This is a genomic window from Mycobacterium sp. 23 (assembly GCF_048287075.1).
In the GTDB taxonomy this organism is placed as follows: domain Bacteria; phylum Actinomycetota; class Actinomycetes; order Mycobacteriales; family Mycobacteriaceae; genus Mycobacterium; species Mycobacterium gordonae_B.
On the sequence record NZ_JBLVUX010000005.1, the window covers coordinates 3213764 to 3228999 of the forward strand.

At 67.7% G+C, this 15236-nt stretch carries 17 protein-coding genes and 1 riboswitch; of the genes, 8 read left to right on the forward strand and 9 right to left on the reverse strand.

Annotated features, from left to right (window positions below; genetic code table 11):
* Nucleotides 1–110: 110 nt before the first annotated feature.
* From ACNQS7_RS16215 to ACNQS7_RS16230, 4 genes are read right to left on the reverse strand one after another with little or no spacing between them, the layout of a single operon-like run.
* Nucleotides 111–1583 carry a M28 family peptidase gene (locus ACNQS7_RS16215; RefSeq protein WP_418013318.1) on the reverse strand — a complete coding sequence of 491 codons (1473 nt, stop codon included), beginning with the start codon at nucleotides 1581–1583 and terminating at the stop codon, nucleotides 111–113.
* A complete protein-coding gene (locus ACNQS7_RS16220; RefSeq protein WP_418013319.1) occupies nucleotides 1580–3082 on the reverse strand; it encodes a M28 family metallopeptidase in 1503 nt (500 codons plus the stop codon). Before ACNQS7_RS16220 ends, ACNQS7_RS16215 begins: the two co-directional genes overlap by 4 nt.
* A 36-nt stretch (nucleotides 3083–3118) precedes the next feature.
* Complete coding sequence (locus ACNQS7_RS16225; protein ID WP_418013320.1) at nucleotides 3119–3556, reverse strand: DUF2752 domain-containing protein; 438 nt, start codon at nucleotides 3554–3556, stop codon at nucleotides 3119–3121.
* Between the two features lie 4 nt (nucleotides 3557–3560).
* Nucleotides 3561–3902 (reverse strand): CD225/dispanin family protein, encoded by a 342-nt coding sequence (locus ACNQS7_RS16230; RefSeq protein WP_055580426.1) that lies wholly within the window; start codon nucleotides 3900–3902, stop codon nucleotides 3561–3563.
* 372 nt (nucleotides 3903–4274) lie between these two features.
* Here ACNQS7_RS16230 and ACNQS7_RS16235 point away from each other — a divergent pair, with 372 nt between their 5' ends.
* Together ACNQS7_RS16235 and ACNQS7_RS16240 are read left to right on the forward strand one after the other, a co-directional pair.
* On the forward strand, nucleotides 4275–4778 hold the full coding sequence (locus ACNQS7_RS16235) for a serine/threonine protein kinase (RefSeq protein ID WP_418013321.1): 504 nt from the start codon (nucleotides 4275–4277) through the stop codon (nucleotides 4776–4778).
* Between the two features lie 72 nt (nucleotides 4779–4850).
* Nucleotides 4851–5369, forward strand: coding sequence for a serine/threonine protein kinase (locus ACNQS7_RS16240; RefSeq protein WP_418013322.1), 519 nt, complete (start codon nucleotides 4851–4853; stop codon nucleotides 5367–5369).
* A gap of 6 nt (nucleotides 5370–5375) precedes the next feature.
* On the opposite strand, the gene ACNQS7_RS16245 is transcribed toward ACNQS7_RS16240, so the two are convergent.
* From ACNQS7_RS16245 to thiO, 4 genes are all read right to left on the reverse strand, one after another.
* On the reverse strand, nucleotides 5376–6134 hold the full coding sequence (locus ACNQS7_RS16245) for an SGNH/GDSL hydrolase family protein (protein WP_418013323.1): 759 nt from the start codon (nucleotides 6132–6134) through the stop codon (nucleotides 5376–5378).
* Complete coding sequence (locus ACNQS7_RS16250) at nucleotides 6131–6889, reverse strand: thiazole synthase (RefSeq protein WP_418013324.1); 759 nt, start codon at nucleotides 6887–6889, stop codon at nucleotides 6131–6133. Before ACNQS7_RS16250 ends, ACNQS7_RS16245 begins: the two co-directional genes overlap by 4 nt.
* The gene (gene thiS / locus ACNQS7_RS16255; RefSeq protein WP_310779403.1) at nucleotides 6882–7079 is read right to left on the reverse strand and encodes a sulfur carrier protein ThiS; all 198 of its coding nucleotides are present in this window, start codon (nucleotides 7077–7079) and stop codon (nucleotides 6882–6884) included. The genes ACNQS7_RS16250 and thiS overlap by 8 nt, the downstream gene beginning before the upstream one ends.
* Nucleotides 7076–8080 (reverse strand): glycine oxidase ThiO, encoded by a 1005-nt coding sequence (gene thiO / locus ACNQS7_RS16260; protein WP_418013325.1) that lies wholly within the window; start codon nucleotides 8078–8080, stop codon nucleotides 7076–7078. The genes thiS and thiO overlap by 4 nt, the downstream gene beginning before the upstream one ends.
* Nucleotides 8071–8198, reverse strand: a riboswitch (TPP riboswitch). It overlaps the preceding gene by 10 nt.
* A gap of 30 nt (nucleotides 8199–8228) precedes the next feature.
* Here thiO and thiE point away from each other — a divergent pair.
* The gene (thiE, locus tag ACNQS7_RS16265) at nucleotides 8229–8900 is read left to right on the forward strand and encodes a thiamine phosphate synthase (protein WP_418013326.1); all 672 of its coding nucleotides are present in this window, start codon (nucleotides 8229–8231) and stop codon (nucleotides 8898–8900) included.
* Here thiE and ACNQS7_RS16270 read toward each other — a convergent pair.
* Entirely contained in the window at nucleotides 8872–9501 is a 630-nt protein-coding gene (locus ACNQS7_RS16270) for an NUDIX hydrolase (protein WP_418013327.1), read from the reverse strand. The genes thiE and ACNQS7_RS16270 overlap by 29 nt on opposite strands.
* Nucleotides 9502–9625: 124 nt before the next feature.
* Between ACNQS7_RS16270 and glnX the strand changes: the two genes are divergently transcribed.
* The 5 genes from glnX (at nucleotide 9626) to ACNQS7_RS16295 (ending at nucleotide 15124) form a co-directional block, all read left to right on the forward strand.
* Nucleotides 9626–10945 carry a protein kinase G-activating protein GlnX gene (glnX, locus tag ACNQS7_RS16275; protein WP_418013328.1) on the forward strand — a complete coding sequence of 440 codons (1320 nt, stop codon included), beginning with the start codon at nucleotides 9626–9628 and terminating at the stop codon, nucleotides 10943–10945.
* Between the two features lie 35 nt (nucleotides 10946–10980).
* Nucleotides 10981–11907, forward strand: a complete 927-nt coding sequence (locus ACNQS7_RS16280; RefSeq protein ID WP_418016021.1) for a glutamate ABC transporter substrate-binding protein — start codon at nucleotides 10981–10983, stop codon at nucleotides 11905–11907.
* A gap of 59 nt (nucleotides 11908–11966) precedes the next feature.
* The gene (locus ACNQS7_RS16285; RefSeq protein ID WP_418016022.1) at nucleotides 11967–14264 is read left to right on the forward strand and encodes a serine/threonine-protein kinase PknG; all 2298 of its coding nucleotides are present in this window, start codon (nucleotides 11967–11969) and stop codon (nucleotides 14262–14264) included.
* Nucleotides 14265–14411: 147 nt separating this feature from the next.
* The gene (locus tag ACNQS7_RS16290; RefSeq protein WP_055580436.1) at nucleotides 14412–14831 is read left to right on the forward strand and encodes an Hsp20/alpha crystallin family protein; all 420 of its coding nucleotides are present in this window, start codon (nucleotides 14412–14414) and stop codon (nucleotides 14829–14831) included.
* Between the two features lie 11 nt (nucleotides 14832–14842).
* The gene (locus ACNQS7_RS16295; RefSeq protein ID WP_418013329.1) at nucleotides 14843–15124 is read left to right on the forward strand and encodes a hypothetical protein; all 282 of its coding nucleotides are present in this window, start codon (nucleotides 14843–14845) and stop codon (nucleotides 15122–15124) included.
* Nucleotides 15125–15236: the final 112 nt, after the last annotated feature.

A 15236-nucleotide genomic window follows, 5' to 3' on the forward strand; every position in this document is an offset into this window, starting at 1 on the left:
GGAAACCCATTCTAAATGGGTCACACCCGATAATGAGCACTTTGTGCAGCGGGTGCGGCCAGGCGGCTGCGCGGGGCGAAAACGCTTGCTGCCCAGTCAGGGTGCCATTCTCAGGAAACCCGTGTCCGATGGCGTTTGTCGTGCGGTGTGACGCCGTTGACGCCGCCGATCGAGTCCGCGTAGGTGCCTACCGCGAACGCGACCCCGGACCCCATCACCGCCAGGGCGCCGCGGTTGACCGCATCGACGGTGTCACGGGCGCCCTGATAGTTCGGATCGAAGGCGGCTCCTGGTTGTCCACCCCAGAGTCGGGCCTGCACAGTCGTTTTCGTCTGGGACGCGCCGGTGTTCATGCCGCCCACCGGCACGCCGGCGACCAGGAACGGGTGGTAGTCGGTCCGGGTGTTCAACGGCATGTCGGCCGGCCGCTTGCCGGCGAGGTTCAGATAGCCGGCCAGGGTGCGCTCGATGCCGGCCGACCCCTCCGGAATGTCCGATGCCGCCACACCCGGTCCGGCCGGGCCGGACTGGTCCCCGTCGTCGGTGAAGAAGCCCGGGTTGGGGGATCCGAGCATGTCGAAGTTGAGGTAGAGGGCTATGTCGTTCAGCGCGTTGTTGTCCAGACCGAACACGTAGTCCATGGAGCCGTCGAGCCCGTTCTCCGCGGCACCCCAGAAGGCGAAGCGGACTGCGTTGGACACCGGCGGCAGCGGACCCAGCTGCAGAGCGGTCTCCAGCACCGCCGCGACTCCGGAACCCGCATTGTTGATGCCCGGGCTGTCGGCCGGGCTGTCCAGATGGGTGCCGACCATCACCACTTCACTGGCCGACCCGGTTTTCGTCTGCGCCACCACGTTTCGCGAGCTGACCTTGACGTTCTCGGCGTCCAGCACCAGCCGCACCGGCGCGGTGGACCCCTTGAGCGCGGCCGCTCCACTGGCCCCCACCACCGCGACCGGCACCGTCAGCTGGTTGTAGTAGCCGGGGTTGAACAGGGTCGGCGGCGCGCCCTGACTGCTGGGCTGGCTGATCACGATCACCGCCGCGGCGCCCCTGCCGACCGCGGCGTTCTGTTTGTCGACCACCGAGCAGCGACTGTCGTCGACCACGGCGATCGCCCCTCTGGCCACCGCGGCCGGATAGTCCCCCGCAGCGCAGCCGGCGGCTTGGGCGGGCCGTATCACCTGGCCGGTCAAACCACCGGGCGGAGTTCGCACCAGCAGCGAAGCCTGGTCCACCGGGAAGCTACGGCCGCCGACCGTCAGGGTGGGCTTGCCCTCGGACACGTTACGCATCCGCTCGAACTGCGGCGTCGAAACGTCGAACCCCTTGCCGCGCAAGGCTTTCACCACGTAGTCGACACTGGCGTCATAACCCGGGGTGCCGGTCGTCCGGTTGCCCTTGTTGGCGTTGGCGATCTCCTGCAGCGCGCGCAGGTGCACGAACATACCGTCCGCGGTCACCTTCGCGGCCAGCGAACGGCCCGGGTCGGGTGCGGCGGACGGCTGCCGGGCGGGCGGGTGGGTCGCCGCGCAGGCCGCGATCAGCAGCGTCAGCAGCAATACGGCGAGCGGCCGCGTCATGGCTTGGCGAGCACGTGCCGGACGCGGTCCTCCATGACCGGAACACCGTTGCGCCCGCCGAGATCCTGGGCGTAGAGCGCTACCGCGTAGGCGACACCGCCACCCTGGATGCCCAGCGACGTCCGGTCGATGTGCTCGAGATTGTCGCCCTTCTGGTGATAGTTGGGGTCGAACGGCTCGTCCGCCTTGCCGCCCCACAGCTTGGCCTGGTCCTGGGACATCTTGACCTCCGCGCCGGAGAACAGCCCGCCCGACGGGATGCCCGCCAGCGTGAATCCGTCGTAGTCGGAGCGACCGTCGAAAGAGGTGTCCTGGGCGGTCTTTCCGGCCTGCTTCAGGTAGGCGACCAGGGTCCGCTCGATGCCGGCCGACCCCTCGGGCACCACCGGCTGGCCACGCGCATCCATCGGCAGCGACTGGTCACCGTCGTAGGTGAAGTAACCGGGATTCGGCGATGCCAGCATGTCGAAGTTCAGATACAGCGCGATGTTCTTGAGGCCCTCGGCGTCCAGCGATTCGACGTAGTTGCGCGAACCGATCAGGCCGAGCTCCTCCGCGCCCCAGAAAGCGAACCGCACCGCGTTGTGCACCTGTGGTGAATTCCCCAGTTGCACAGCGGATTCCAGGATCGCCGCCACTCCGGAGCCGTTGTCGTTGATGCCAGGGCCTTCGGGCACGCTGTCCAGATGCGCACCGGCCATCACCACGTCGGTCGGCGATCCGGTCTTGGTCTGCGCGATGACGTTGCGAGCCTTGAAACTCTGGGTGTTCGCGTTGAGTTTGATGGTCACCGGGCCCGATTTGGAGCGCAACTGGAACCCGACCGATCTGGTGACACTGACCACCGGAATCTTCACGTCGGTGTTTGCTCCGAGGGTGCCACCCATCGATTGCTCGTCGACGTTGTCGATGACGATCAGGGCCGCCGCGCCCCGCTGGGCGGCCGCGTCTTCCTTCTGGGCGAACTGGCAGCCGCCGCGATCCACCACGGCGACCGCGCCTTTGGCAGGCAGTTTGTCGTAGTCGCCGGGCGAGCAACCGGGGTTCTCGCCGCTGGGTGCGAACAGCAGTGGTCCGGTCGTTCCCTCGGCCGGCGTGGGCAGGCTGTATTCGAGTGCGCGGGCATCGGCGGTCAGGTCGCCGGCTGCCACCGAACCCTTCTCGGAGTGAAACACCCGGGCCGAGAACTCGGGAGTCTGCACGTCAAAACCGCTCTTACGCAACGTCTCGACGACATAGTCGACGCTGGCTTCGTAGCCGGGAGTACCAACGGCGCGCGTGCCGTTGTTCGCGTTGGCGATGTCCTGCAGCTTGGTGAGGTGCGCCATCATCGCGTCGGTAGTGACCTTGTTGCGGATCGTGGTCGCGAACTCGCCCGCCGCCTGGCCGCCGCCACTGGTCCCGGCCTGGTTGGCCCCGCGCCCGCAGCCCACCCCCAGGAAAGCGACGATCGCGCTGAGAGCCAGCACCACCGGAACCATCTTCAATTTGTGCACCATTGCGCCCACGTTAGACCAGATGCGAAGGCGGCAAATTCAGACGTACAACGCGCTGAATGGAGCAAAGGGCAGATTTCGCACCACAAACCAGACCACCACCAGCGACAGAGTCACCACGGCGGCCCAGCGATTGTGCTGCCAGCCCCGGACCCGCCGGCCGGCCACCCGGCCATACGTCCAGGCCAGGTAGGCCCAGACCAGGAGCCCGACTGCCACCAGACCGAGCGCGTTAAATCTGGCGGCCGCCAACAGATCACCGTGCATCAGGCTGTACAGCATTCGCATGCTGCCGCAGCCGGGACAGTCGATACCCAGTAATGCCTTGGTGGGGCAGGTCGGCAACGGGCCGTTGGGGGTCGTCGGGTCACCCAGCCAAATGCCGGTACATGCCACAGCAGAAGCTGCGGCCACGAGCACTGGGGCGCTCAATCGCGCACCCAGTCTCGTGGGCACCGACCCTTGGCGGGTCACCATCGGATCAGCCCAGGCTCAGGGCATCGACCATCATCATCGCCGCCGAGCTGGTGTCGGTGTTCATCGCACCCAGCGCGATGATGACGCCGTAGATGACGGCGCCGACCACGCCGGCGATGACGGAATACTTCACGAATTTCTTGGCACTGTCGGCAGCGGCCTGCGCCTCGGCGTACTGGCCCTGCGCCCACAAACCACTGACCTGCGTGGACTTGACGATAGCCACGATCCCGAGCGGAAGACAGCAGAACAGCGTCGCCAGGATCGACCAGACCAGGTAATTGTCCGGCTGCTGACCTGCCGGCGGCTGCTGCGGCGGGTAACCGGGAGGGGGTGGTTGAGTCATGGATTCTCCAGATCGAAAGAGTTAGCTGGCGTGAAGCGAGGCTTACCATACCGGAGAGCAGTCTCGACGGCATCACCAATCTGAAATTGCTTGCCGGGCATCTCCACCGCTTGCGTGGCTAGCTGGGCACCCCCACCCGACGGGCACCCCGGACAAGCGCTAAATCCTCTGATACACAATGTGTTTCGTAATATTGCGGTCCTGGAATCGATGCCCAGACAGACAGTTGCCAGCGGAATGTGTTGGACCGCTCCGGCGTAGCCCTACGATGCCTATTGGCATGAAAGCCCTGTTCTACGGGGAGTTTGAGAAATACACTCACCGATATCAACGCGGCCGCATATGTCGGTCCGCCGATTAAGGAGCCAGGAGTTGTCTCACCTCAACACGGTGCTGCGAGCCGCAACCGCGGTAGCGCTCATGGGTGGCTTTGCCCACCTGGGCACCGCCACGGCGAACGCCGACCCCAATGACACGCTCGCCGCTTCGCTCTCCAAGGGCTACTCGTCGAGCAACTGCACCCCCAAAGAGCCTCCCGCGGGAGTTGCGGCCGCGATCAACTGCGGACAGAACGCGGACGCGAACGGACCCGTCAAAGCGACCTATCTGCTGTACAACAACACCGGCGACCTCAACGGCGGATTCACCGCCAGCATCAAGGATGAGAGCCTCACCGCATGCGGCGACAGCGGCCAGTCGCCGACCACGTGGCACACCGGCAGTGCCGGTGCCACCGCGGGACAGGTCGCCTGCGGTACCTATCAGGGTGCCGCGGAGATCATCTGGACCACCGAGGCCAAGAATGTGCTGAGCTACATACGCGGATCCACCACCGACGTCCAGGCGCTCTACCAATGGTGGCGCACGAACGGCTGATTTTGTTCGGCCGCAGGGACTTCCGGTGTACCTGCGGAGCACTTCCCACAACAAACAACTAAGGAGCTGAAAATGACCTACCTCAGGAACGCGTTGCGGGGGATCTCGACCGCGGCGCTCGTCGGTGGCTTCGCCTGCGCCGGCGTCGCTACCGCATCCGCAGATCCCACCGACGCGTTCGCCGGCTCGCTGTCGAAGGGTTACTCCTCGAGCAACTGCGGCTCTCAGGCGGTTTCCGAGGTACAGTCCGCTTTCCCGACGGTGCAGGCGGTACTGGCCTGCGGCCAGAACGCCGACAGCAGCGGACCGGCCTCGGCGAAGTACTTCCAGTTCCCCAACAGCGCGGACCTGGCTAGCGCGTTCACCAAACTCATTGGTAGCGACCAGCTTACAAACTGTGGGGACGCCAAGTCACCGACCGTCTGGCACCAGGGCAGCTCCACCGACTCCGCCGGACAGGTGGCCTGCGGGACCGATGACGGCAAGGCCGAGGTCATCTGGACCGTCGACGCCAAGAATGTGCTGGCCTTCGTCCGGGCATCCGGTGGCGACACCTCCTCGCTGTACCAGTGGTGGCGCACCAACGGCTGAGCCCTGCTACAACCGGCTCACGATCAGGTCAGCGACCGCCCGCATCCCGGCCTCGTTGGGATGCAACGGAGCCGGACGACCAGGTAGCGGCACAACGACTTTCACGGTCCAAGGGTGCCGGGACCACGCATGATGATCGCGGCTGGCCGCCGCGGCCGACACGACTTCACAGTCCGTCGCCGCGGCGGCCTTTGCCGTTAATTGCTCGAGGGTGGCAGCCACCTGCCGGCCCAGGTCGGCGTGCTCGTCGGACAGCGGCGGCGCCGGTTCGCCGGACGGCGGCAACAGCGTCAAATAGTCGACGAACAGCACCCGGGCCCCCGGCGCACGCCGACGGATCGAACTGCCCACCTCGCACAGCGAGTCGAACACCCGGCTCAGCGCGTGCTCGCGCGCATCGCGGTCGAGCAGCTCACCGATTCGGCCCCCGATCAGCGGCAGCCGCCTCGTGATGGGCGGCAACGAGGCGGCCATCAGCAACGGAACGTAGCCGACGTCGTTGCCGCCGATGGTGACCGTGACCAGCGCCTCCGAACCGTCCAGCGCCGTGAGCTGCGGCGGTGCACCGTTCTGCCGTTCGGTCAGCACGTGGGCGGTGGTGGCCCCGGAGTAGGTGACGTCGACCAGCTCCAGTCCGGCACGCTCGGCGACCAGATGCGGATAGTTGCGTGCCGACCGGCCCGACCGAAACGGCGCGCCCTCGGCACGCGGTTTGATCCCGGGGCCGGATGCCATCGAACTACCCAGCGCGACATATCTTTTCATTTGGAGGGGCTCGATGCCTGCGCCCAGAAGCGTTTCGGGATCCGGCCGGCGCGACGTGCCAGGAACCCGGCGGTGACGCCGGCGGCCATCGCCGCGGCCATCGCCGGCGGGTCGGCGGCGCGGGTCACCGCGGTCGCCAACAGCACTGCGTCGCAACCCAATTCCATCGCCAGCGCCGCGTCACTGGCCGTTCCGATGCCCGCATCGAGCACCACGGGAACACCGGCCCGGGCGACGATCATCTCGATGTTGTGCGGGTTGGTGATGCCCAGACCCGTGCCGATCGGTGACCCCAGCGGCATCACCGCCGCGCAACCGGTGTCCTCCAGCCGCCGGGCCAGCGCCGGGTCGTCATTGGTGTAGGGCAGTACTACGAATCCGTCGTCGACCAATTGCTCGGCCGCTCTGACCAATTCGATCGCATCGGGCAGAAGGGTGCGCTCGTCCGCGATCACCTCGAGCTTGACCCAGTTGGTGTCCAGCGCCTCGCGGGCAAGCTGCGCGGTCAGCACGGCCTCGGCGGCGCTGCGGCAGCCGGCGGTGTTAGGCAGCGGTGTGATGCCGAGCCGGTTGAGCAGATCGAGCAGTCCGGTGCCACCCTCGGCGTCGACCCGGCGAATCGCCACGGTGGTCAGCTCGGTTCCGGAGGCGACCAGCGCCTGCTCCAATACCGACAGGCTCGTGGCACCGCCGGTGCCCATGATGAGCCGGGACGCGAAGCTGCGATCCGCGATCGTCAGTTTATGGTCAGCCACCCTGCACCGCCGTCACCACCTCTAGTCGCGCACCGTCGAAAAGTTCTGTGGCCCAATCCGAACGGGGCAACACCGCGTCGCCCATCGCGACGGCGACACCGCGCTCGGGGAAGCCGAGCGAAGCCAGCAGGGCGGCCACCGTGGTCGGTTCGTCGACCTCGAGCCGCTGCTCGTTGACCATCACGATCATGACTGGGCTCCCACCGGAACAAGTTCGGAGACAACCCTTTCGGCGGTCCAGGGGGCCAGCAGAAAGCCCGACCGGCCGTGACCGGCGGCCACCACGGTCCGCTTGTCGAGTCGTCGCACAATAGGCAGGTTATCGGGCGTCATCGGGCGCAGGCCAGCGGCACATTCGGCGAATTCGTACTCCCCGAGCGCCGGCATCACCGCACACGCATCCTCGAGCAGGTCACGTATCCCCGACACCACCGGCGCGGTATCCCTGCCGTGCTCGTACTGGGTGGCCCCCACCACCACCCCGTCGGCCCGCGGCACCAGATACACCTGGCGTCCGTGCACGCGGGCCCGAACCACCCTGCCCAGCAAGGGCATACAGCCTTTGCGCCAGCGCAACCGCAGTACCTCGCCCTTCACCGGCCGCACCGGCAGGCCGGGCCACAACGCGGGCGCGTCGATCCCGTTCGCAATTACCGCCGTGTCACCGTCGGCGGCGCTGAGATCGGTGACCGGCGCCGCCCAGCGCACGCCGAGCAGCTCACAGTCCCGGGCCAGTGCGTCGACGACGCCGCGGTTGTCCACCGCCAGCTCGGTGGGCGCCCGGAAGCCGTGCCGGATGCCTTGTGCCAGTAACGGTTCGACGTCGCGGGCGTTCGACTCCCAGACCACCGGGTGGCCCTGCTGGGACAACCAGTCGGCTACGGTGCGCAGGTCGGCGACATCGGCCCGGTCGACGGCCACCACCAGGGACTCGCGTGCGGTGACCACCGCCGGGTCCAGTCCATCCAGGAACCCCTCGCGCCACAGCCGCAGCGACTCCAGACCCAGCCGCAGCAGGCATTCCTCACCCGGCCAGCCTTCGCTGTGCGGAGCGAGCATGCCGCCGGCGACCCACGAGGCTCCCCGGTCCTGGGTGCGGTGCACCGTCACCGACAACCCGGCCTGCGCCGCGCGGCGCGCCACCGACAGCCCGATGACGCCGCCACCGATCACGGCGACCGAACCCGACATCCTGTGCTCCCTTCGCCGGCATGACCCGGATCAGGTGTGACGGTAAGGACAGGTCCAAGTCGCTGGCAGTGCCCACTCTCAGCCCCGCTGGTGGCCCGGGACTCCCGTGTGTTCTTCAGGCTCCACGCTAGCGCGCTAACGTCGCGGTGTGCAGGACCCCCTTTCCCGGCTCGCCCAGACACGGCTGTACCTGTGCACCGACGCGCGCCGCGAGCGCGGCGACCTGGCCGAGTTCGCCGACGCCGCGCTGGCCGGCGGAGTCGACATCATCCAGCTGCGCGACAAGGGTTCGCCCGGCGAGCGGCAGTTCGGCCCACTGGAGGCGCTCGACGAGCTGGCCGCCTGCGAGATCCTGGCCGACGCGGCCCGCCGGCACGGGGCGTTGTTCGCGGTCAACGACCGCGCAGACGTCGCCCGCGCTGCCGGAGCCGACGTCCTGCACCTCGGTCAGCGCGACCTGCCGCTGGACGTCGCCCGGGACATCGTCGGACCCACCCCCTTGATCGGCCGGTCCAGCCACGACGCCGGCGAGGCCGCGGCAGCGGCCGCTTCCGCGGCCGATTACTTCTGCGTCGGGCCCTGCTGGCCCACGCCCACCAAGCCGGGCCGTCCGGCGCCCGGCCTGGACCTGGTCCGTACCGCCGCCGCCCTGGAAACCGACAAGCCGTGGTTCGCCATCGGCGGCATCGACCTGCAACGGCTGCCGGAAGTAATCGCGGCCGGCGCTCGCCGCATCGTTGTGGTGCGCGCCGTTACCGCCGCCGCCGATCCACGGGCGGCGGCCGCCGAACTCAGCGCGGCGCTTGCAGCAGCGCGCTGATCCGCCGGCTCAGCGGCGAATGCGCCAGGTCCGCACCTCCCGGTGTGCACCAGAAGAACTCCGAGTCGATCTGCACGGTGCGTGGCAGATCGTGCCGCAACTCGTCGCCGTGATCCAGCGGCACGGTGGCCGGCGCGGTGCGCAGCCGGTCCCAGCTGGCGGCGAAGCCCGGATGCAGCGGCAACCCGGCCACTTCGTCCTCACCGACCCAGCGCAACTCGGCGCTCTCCCGGTTGGGCACGGTTTGCAGCAGTTCAACGGCGTCGGCGACCACAGTCGTGTAGCTCCACAGCGTCCCGCCGTTGCCCGCGACTTCCGCCGTGACGACTTTCGCCCGCACCGTCAGTCGCTCGGCGACCAGACCCGCTTCCTCCTGGGCTTCGCGCACCGCGGTCTGCTCCGGAGTCTCGTGACTGTCACGGGCGCCGCCCGGCAGACCCCAGGTACCGCCCTGATGGCTCCACACCGCGCGGTGCTGCAGCAGGACCGCAGGCGTCCCGTCCGGCAACGGAGCCCGCAGCAACAGGCCGGCCGCGCCGTACCTTCCCCAGTAATGGGCGCCGCGCCCGGAGATCACCCACCCGTCGCCGTCGCCCTGCACGGATTCAGGATATGCACGCAAACCCGGTTAGGTAATTCGTCACGCCTCCCCCATCCGCCGCGAGATGCTCTTAGAATTCGCTTATACGGGTTCGTAATATGGCCGAGATGAGGTCCGAGCAGACGTGACGGTTGAGCTGGCCCACCCGTCGACCGAGCCGATGGGGTCGCGCTCGCCCGCAGAACCGGCTCATCCCCGCTGGTGGTTCATCTCGACCACGCCGGGGCGCATCCTGACCATCGGCATTGTGCTGGCGGCACTCGGCGTGTCGAGTGCGTTCGCCACCTCGACCACCATCAACCACCGCCAGCAGGTGCTGACCACCGTGCTCGACCACACCGAGCCGCTGTCGTTCGCGGCCGGACGGCTCTACACCACGCTGTCGGTGGCCGACGCCGCCGCTGCGACCGCGTTCATCGCCCAGACCGAACCGCGAGCCGTCCGGCTGCGCTACGAGCAGGCCATTACCGACGCCGCGGTGGCGGTGACCCGGGCATCCAGCGGGTTGACGGACGAACCGCTGGTGCAGCTGCTGGGCAGGATCAACGCAGAACTGGCCGTCTATACCGGGCTGGTGGAGATCGCCCGCACCAACAACCGGGCGGGCAACCCGGTCGGCTCGTCGTACCTGTCGGAGGCTTCCGGGCTGATGCAGTCCCGGATCCTGCCCGACGCCCAGCAGCTCTACCAGGCGACCTCGGCCCGGGTGGACAGCGAGACCACGGCGTCCACGCAGATCCCGGCCCCGGTGATCCTGGTCGTGACCACCACCGTGGCGTTCGGCGCGTTCGCCCACCGCTGGCTGGCCCGGCGTACGCGGCGACGGGTCAACCCCGGGCTGGTCGTCGGCGGGCTCGGTATCCTCATCATGGTGGTCTGGGTGGGCACGGCACTGACGATCTCGACGACGGCCAGCCGCAGCGCCAAGGACACGGCGGCCGAGTCGCTGCGAACCGTCACCAATCTGGCCATCACCGCCCAGCAGGCCCGCGCCGACGAGACGCTGTCGCTGATTCGCCGGGGCGACGAAGAGGTCCGCAAGCAGGCCTTCTACCAGCGCATCGACGCTATGCACCACCAGCTGGACGCCTACATGGCGCGCCGCGACGCCGTCGACAAGCCCGACCTGCAGGGCGCCGACCAGCTGCTGGTGCGCTGGCAGCAGGCCAACGACCGGATCAACGCCTACATTTCGGTCGGCAACTATCGGGCCGCCACCCAGGTTGCACTCGGAAAAGGCGAAGACGACTCCACCCCGGCCTTCGACAAGCTCGACGAGGCCCTGACCAAGGCGATGGCGCAGAGCCGCAACCACCTGCGCAACGACGTCCTGAACGCCAAGCGGGGGCTGGCCGGGGCGCAGGTCGGCGCGGTGGTACTCAGTCTGGGCGCGGCCATCGCCGTCGCGCTGGGCCTGTGGCCCCGGCTCAAGGAGTACCGGTGAGACCCCGGCGGATCGCTGCGCTGGTCGTCTCGGCGATGCTGCTGGCCGGCTGCGGGCACCCGGAGACGCTGAAGGTCGAGGTGACGCCGACGCTGCCACTGCCTACACCCGTCGGCATGCAGGAACTGCCGATGGAAGCCGCGCTGCCGCCGGACAGCACCAGCCAGGACTGCAATCCGACCGCCAGCCTGCGCCCGTTCCCCAACAAGGCCGATGCCGACGCCGCGGTGGCCAACATCCGCACCCGGGGCCGGCTTATCGTCGGCCTGGACATCGGCAGCAACCTGTTCAGTTTCCGCGACCCGATCACCGGCGAGATCACCGGCTTCGACGTCGACATCGCCGGCGAGGTGGCCCGCGACATCTTCGGCGGGCCGTCGCACGTCGAGTACCGCATCCTGTCAGCCGACGAGCGCATCACCGCGCTGCAGCGCTCGCAGGTCGACGTGGTCGTCAAGACCATGACCATCACCTGCGAGCGACGCAAGCTGGTGAACTTCTCCACGGTTTACCTGGATGCGAACCAGCGCATCCTGGCCCCGCGGGACTCGCCGATCGCCAAGGTGGCCGACCTGTCCGGCAAGCGGGTCTGCGTGGCCCGCGGCACCACCTCGTTGCGCCGGATCCGCGAGATCACGCCGCCGGCGGTGATCGTGTCGGTGGTGAACTGGGCCGACTGCCTGGTGGCCATGCAGCAGCGCCAGATCGACGCCGTCAGCACCGACGACTCGATCCTGGCAGGGCTGGTGGAAGAGGATCCCTACCTGCACATCGTCGGCCCGAACATGGCCACCCAGCCCTACGGCATCGGCATCAACCTGGACAACACCGGACTGGTCCGGTTCGTCAACGGCACTCTGGAACGGATCCGCACCGACGGCACCTGGAACACGCTGTACCGCAAGTGGTTGACGGTTCTGGGTCCCGCCCCGTTACCGCCCCAGCCGAGGTACGTGGACTGATGGGCAAGCCCAGGCAAGAAGACCGGCAAGAAGATCAGCAAGAGGACCGGGAAGACCCGATGGACGGGGACCCCGGCACCCAGGCGGCCGCCCAGCCGGAAGAAAACGCCCAGACCGGCGCGACCGCGACGACCGGCCGGCCGCAGGCCACCCAGGCGTTGTTCCGGCCGGATTTCGACGACGACGATGACGACGACTTCCAGATCTCGCTGGGCAGTATGGATACCCAGCCGCAGGACCGGATGTCGGTTGCCACCCGGGCGCTGCCGCCCGTCCGCCAACTGGGCGGCGGCCTGGTGGAGATCCCGCGCACCCCCGACATCGACCCGCTCAAGGCGTTGATGAAAAACCCCGTGGTCCCGGAATCGAAGCGGTTCTGCTGGAACTGTGGACGGCCAGTCGGCCGGTCGGCCTCGGACACGGGCTCCGGCAGAAGCGCGGATAAAGGCTCGGAAAAAGGCACCGAAGGGTCCAAAGAAGGCTGGTGCCCCTACTGCGGCAGCCCGTATTCGTTTCTGCCGCAGCTGAATCCGGGCGACATCATCGCCGGCCAATACGAGGTCAAGGGCTGCATCGCGCACGGCGGCCTGGGCTGGGTCTACCTGGCGCTGGACCACAACGTCAACGACCGCCCGGTGGTGCTCAAGGGCCTGGTGCATTCCGGTGACGCCGAGGCCCAGGCGATCGCGATGGCCGAGCGCCAGTTCCTGGCCGAAGTGGTGCACCCGTCGATCGTGCAGATCTTCAACTTCGTCGAACACAGCGACAAGCACGGCGACCCGGTCGGCTACATCGTCATGGAGTACATCGGCGGGCAATCGCTCAAGCGGGGCCGCGGCGAGAACCTGCCGGTCGCCGAGGCCATCGCCTACATCCTGGAAATCCTTCCCGCACTGAGCTATCTGCACTCCATCGGCCTGGTCTACAACGACCTCAAGCCCGAGAACATCATGCTCACGGAGGAGCAACTCAAGCTGATCGACCTCGGTGCGGTGTCGCGGATCAACTCGTTCGGTTATCTCTACGGAACCCCGGGCTACCAGGCGCCGGAGATCGTTCGCACCGGGCCGACCGTCGCCACCGACATCTACACGGTCGGCCGCACGCTGGCCGCCCTGACCATGAGCCTGCGCACCCGCAACGGCCGCTATGTCGACGGGCTGCCCGACGGCGACCCGCTGCTGGCCCAGTACGACTCGTTCGCGCGGCTCTTGCGCCGCGCCATCGACCCCGACCCGCGGCGACGGTTCACCAGCGCCGAGGAGATGTCCGGGCAGTTGATGGGCGTGCTGCGGGAAGTGGTGGCCCAGGACACCGGCATACCGCGGCCCGGGTTGTCGACGATCTTCAGTCCCAGTCGCTCGACGTTCGGGGTCGACCTGCTGGTCGCGCACACCGACGTGTACCTGGACGGCCAGGTGCATTCGGAGAAGCTGACCGCCAAGGAAATCGTCACCGCGCTGTCGGTGCCGCTGGTGGACCCGACCGATGTCGCCGCCCCGGTGCTGCAGGCGACGGTGCTCTCGCAGCCGGTGCAGACGCTGGACTCGTTGCGCGCGGCCCGCCATGGCTCGCTGGACGCCGAGGGTTTGGACCTCAGCGAGTCGGTGGAGCTGCCGCTGATGGAGGTGCGGGCCCTGCTCGATCTCGGGGACGTCAGCAAAGCCACCCGCAAACTCGAGGATCTTGCCGAACGGGTCGGCTGGCAGTGGCGGCTGGTCTGGTACCGGGGGGTGGCCGGACTGCTCACCGGCGATTACGAATCGGCGATCAAGCATTTCACCGAGGTGCTCGACACGTTCCCCGGCGAGCTGGCGCCCAAGCTCGCGCTGGCCGCCACATACGAACTGGCCGGCGAGCCGGATGAGCACAAGTACTACCAGACGGTGTGGGGCACCAACGACGGCGTCATCTCGGCGGCGTTCGGATTGGCCAGGGCGCGTTCGGCTCTGGGCGATCGCAGCGGGGCGGTGCAGACCTTGGACGAAGTACCGCCCACCTCGAGGCATTTCACCACGGCGCGACTGACCAGCGCGGTGACCCTGTTGTCCGGGCGGTCGCAGAGTGAAATCACCGAGGAGCAGATCCGTGACGCCGCGCGCCGGGTGGAGGCCCTGCCTCCCACCGAGCCCCGGGTGTTGCAGATCCGCGCTCTGGTGCTCGGCGGTGCGATGGACTGGCTGCAGGACAACGAAGCAAGCACCAACCACATCCTGGGGTTCCCGTTCACCGATCACGGGCTGCGACTGGGCGTGGAGGCCTCGCTGCGCAGTCTGGCGCGGGTGGCCCCCACCCAGCGACACCGCTACACCCTGGTCGACATGGCCAACCAGGTGCGGCCGACCAGCACCTTCTGACCTGTAGTCCACGCGCGCAACAGGATTGAGAGAATTTCCGGCGGGGGATCTTGCGTTCGCGCGACCTCGGTGGTAAATCAAATGTATGCCTCGTGGCATACATTTACTTCGGCTTTGACACCACATTAGGAGTTGGAGGTGGCGACGATGCTGATGCGAACCGATCCGTTCCGTGACTTCGACCGTTTCACCCGGCCGGTGTCGGGGACTGCGTCCCGGCCGTCGGTGATGCCGATGGACGCGTGGCGCGACGGCACGTCCTTTGTCGTGGAGTTCGATCTGCCGGGCATCGATGCAGAATCCTTGGATCTGGACATCGAGCGCAACGTGGTCACGGTGCGTGCGGAACGTCCCGAAATCGATCCCGGCCGGGAGATGCTGGCCAGTGAACGCCCTCGCGGGGTGTTCAGCCGTCAACTGGTGCTGGGCGACAATCTCGACACCGAAAAGATCGAGGCGTCCTATGACACAGGAGTGCTGACGCTGCGAATCCCGGTGGCCGAGAAGGCGAAACCGCGCAAGATCGCGATCGGGCGGAGCAACGGACACCAGGTCATCAACGCCTGATCGGACGCGTGATGACCAGCCTGTTGACTCCGGCTGAGCTGGACCTGGACGCCCTGGACGCCCTGGATTCTGACGTCGCCGAGTTGATCGCCGAGGTGGAAGCCATCCTGCGTGCGGCCGTTGCCGCCGCCCGCAGGCCGCCCGCGCCGCCGGTGAGGGCTGACGCTTTGCTCAGCGCCAGGCAGGGGCCGGCGCATCCGGTGCGTGCCGTCCAGCGCAGCCCTCCGGCTTCCCCGCACACACGGTCCCTACTGAGCAGTGAAAGGCAGGTGATGACATCACAACAGACCTAGCCGAGCGGCCCGCAACCCGGCCAAACGAGTGAGCGCGCTCTTCCCTCAAGCACGCCAAGCCTATTCAGGCGCTGAAGGCCGAGGCGGGCGCCGGCCGCGCTTTACCGATTTC

What these genes read in the sequence shown, in the direction of transcription:
- ACNQS7_RS16245 (WP_418013323.1), bottom strand. Translation starts at nt 6,134, where the DNA reads ATGAAAAGATATGTCGCGCTGGGTAGTTCGATGGCATCCGGCCCCGGG.
- ACNQS7_RS16240 (WP_418013322.1), top strand. Translation starts at nt 4,851, where the DNA reads ATGACCTACCTCAGGAACGCGTTGCGGGGGATCTCGACCGCGGCGCTC.
- ACNQS7_RS16290 (WP_055580436.1), top strand. Translation starts at nt 14,412, where the DNA reads ATGCTGATGCGAACCGATCCGTTCCGTGACTTCGACCGTTTCACCCGG.
- ACNQS7_RS16295 (WP_418013329.1), top strand. Translation starts at nt 14,843, where the DNA reads ATGACCAGCCTGTTGACTCCGGCTGAGCTGGACCTGGACGCCCTGGAC.
- ACNQS7_RS16230 (WP_055580426.1), bottom strand. Translation starts at nt 3,902, where the DNA reads ATGACTCAACCACCCCCTCCCGGTTACCCGCCGCAGCAGCCGCCGGCA.
- ACNQS7_RS16220 (WP_418013319.1), bottom strand. Translation starts at nt 3,082, where the DNA reads ATGGTGCACAAATTGAAGATGGTTCCGGTGGTGCTGGCTCTCAGCGCG.
- thiO (WP_418013325.1), bottom strand. Translation starts at nt 8,080, where the DNA reads ATGTCGGGTTCGGTCGCCGTGATCGGTGGCGGCGTCATCGGGCTGTCG.
- ACNQS7_RS16215 (WP_418013318.1), bottom strand. Translation starts at nt 1,583, where the DNA reads ATGACGCGGCCGCTCGCCGTATTGCTGCTGACGCTGCTGATCGCGGCC.
- ACNQS7_RS16225 (WP_418013320.1), bottom strand. Translation starts at nt 3,556, where the DNA reads ATGGTGACCCGCCAAGGGTCGGTGCCCACGAGACTGGGTGCGCGATTG.
- ACNQS7_RS16280 (WP_418016021.1), top strand. Translation starts at nt 10,981, where the DNA reads ATGCTGCTGGCCGGCTGCGGGCACCCGGAGACGCTGAAGGTCGAGGTG.
- thiS (WP_310779403.1), bottom strand. Translation starts at nt 7,079, where the DNA reads ATGATCGTGATGGTCAACGAGCAGCGGCTCGAGGTCGACGAACCGACC.
- ACNQS7_RS16285 (WP_418016022.1), top strand. Translation starts at nt 11,967, where the DNA reads ATGGACGGGGACCCCGGCACCCAGGCGGCCGCCCAGCCGGAAGAAAAC.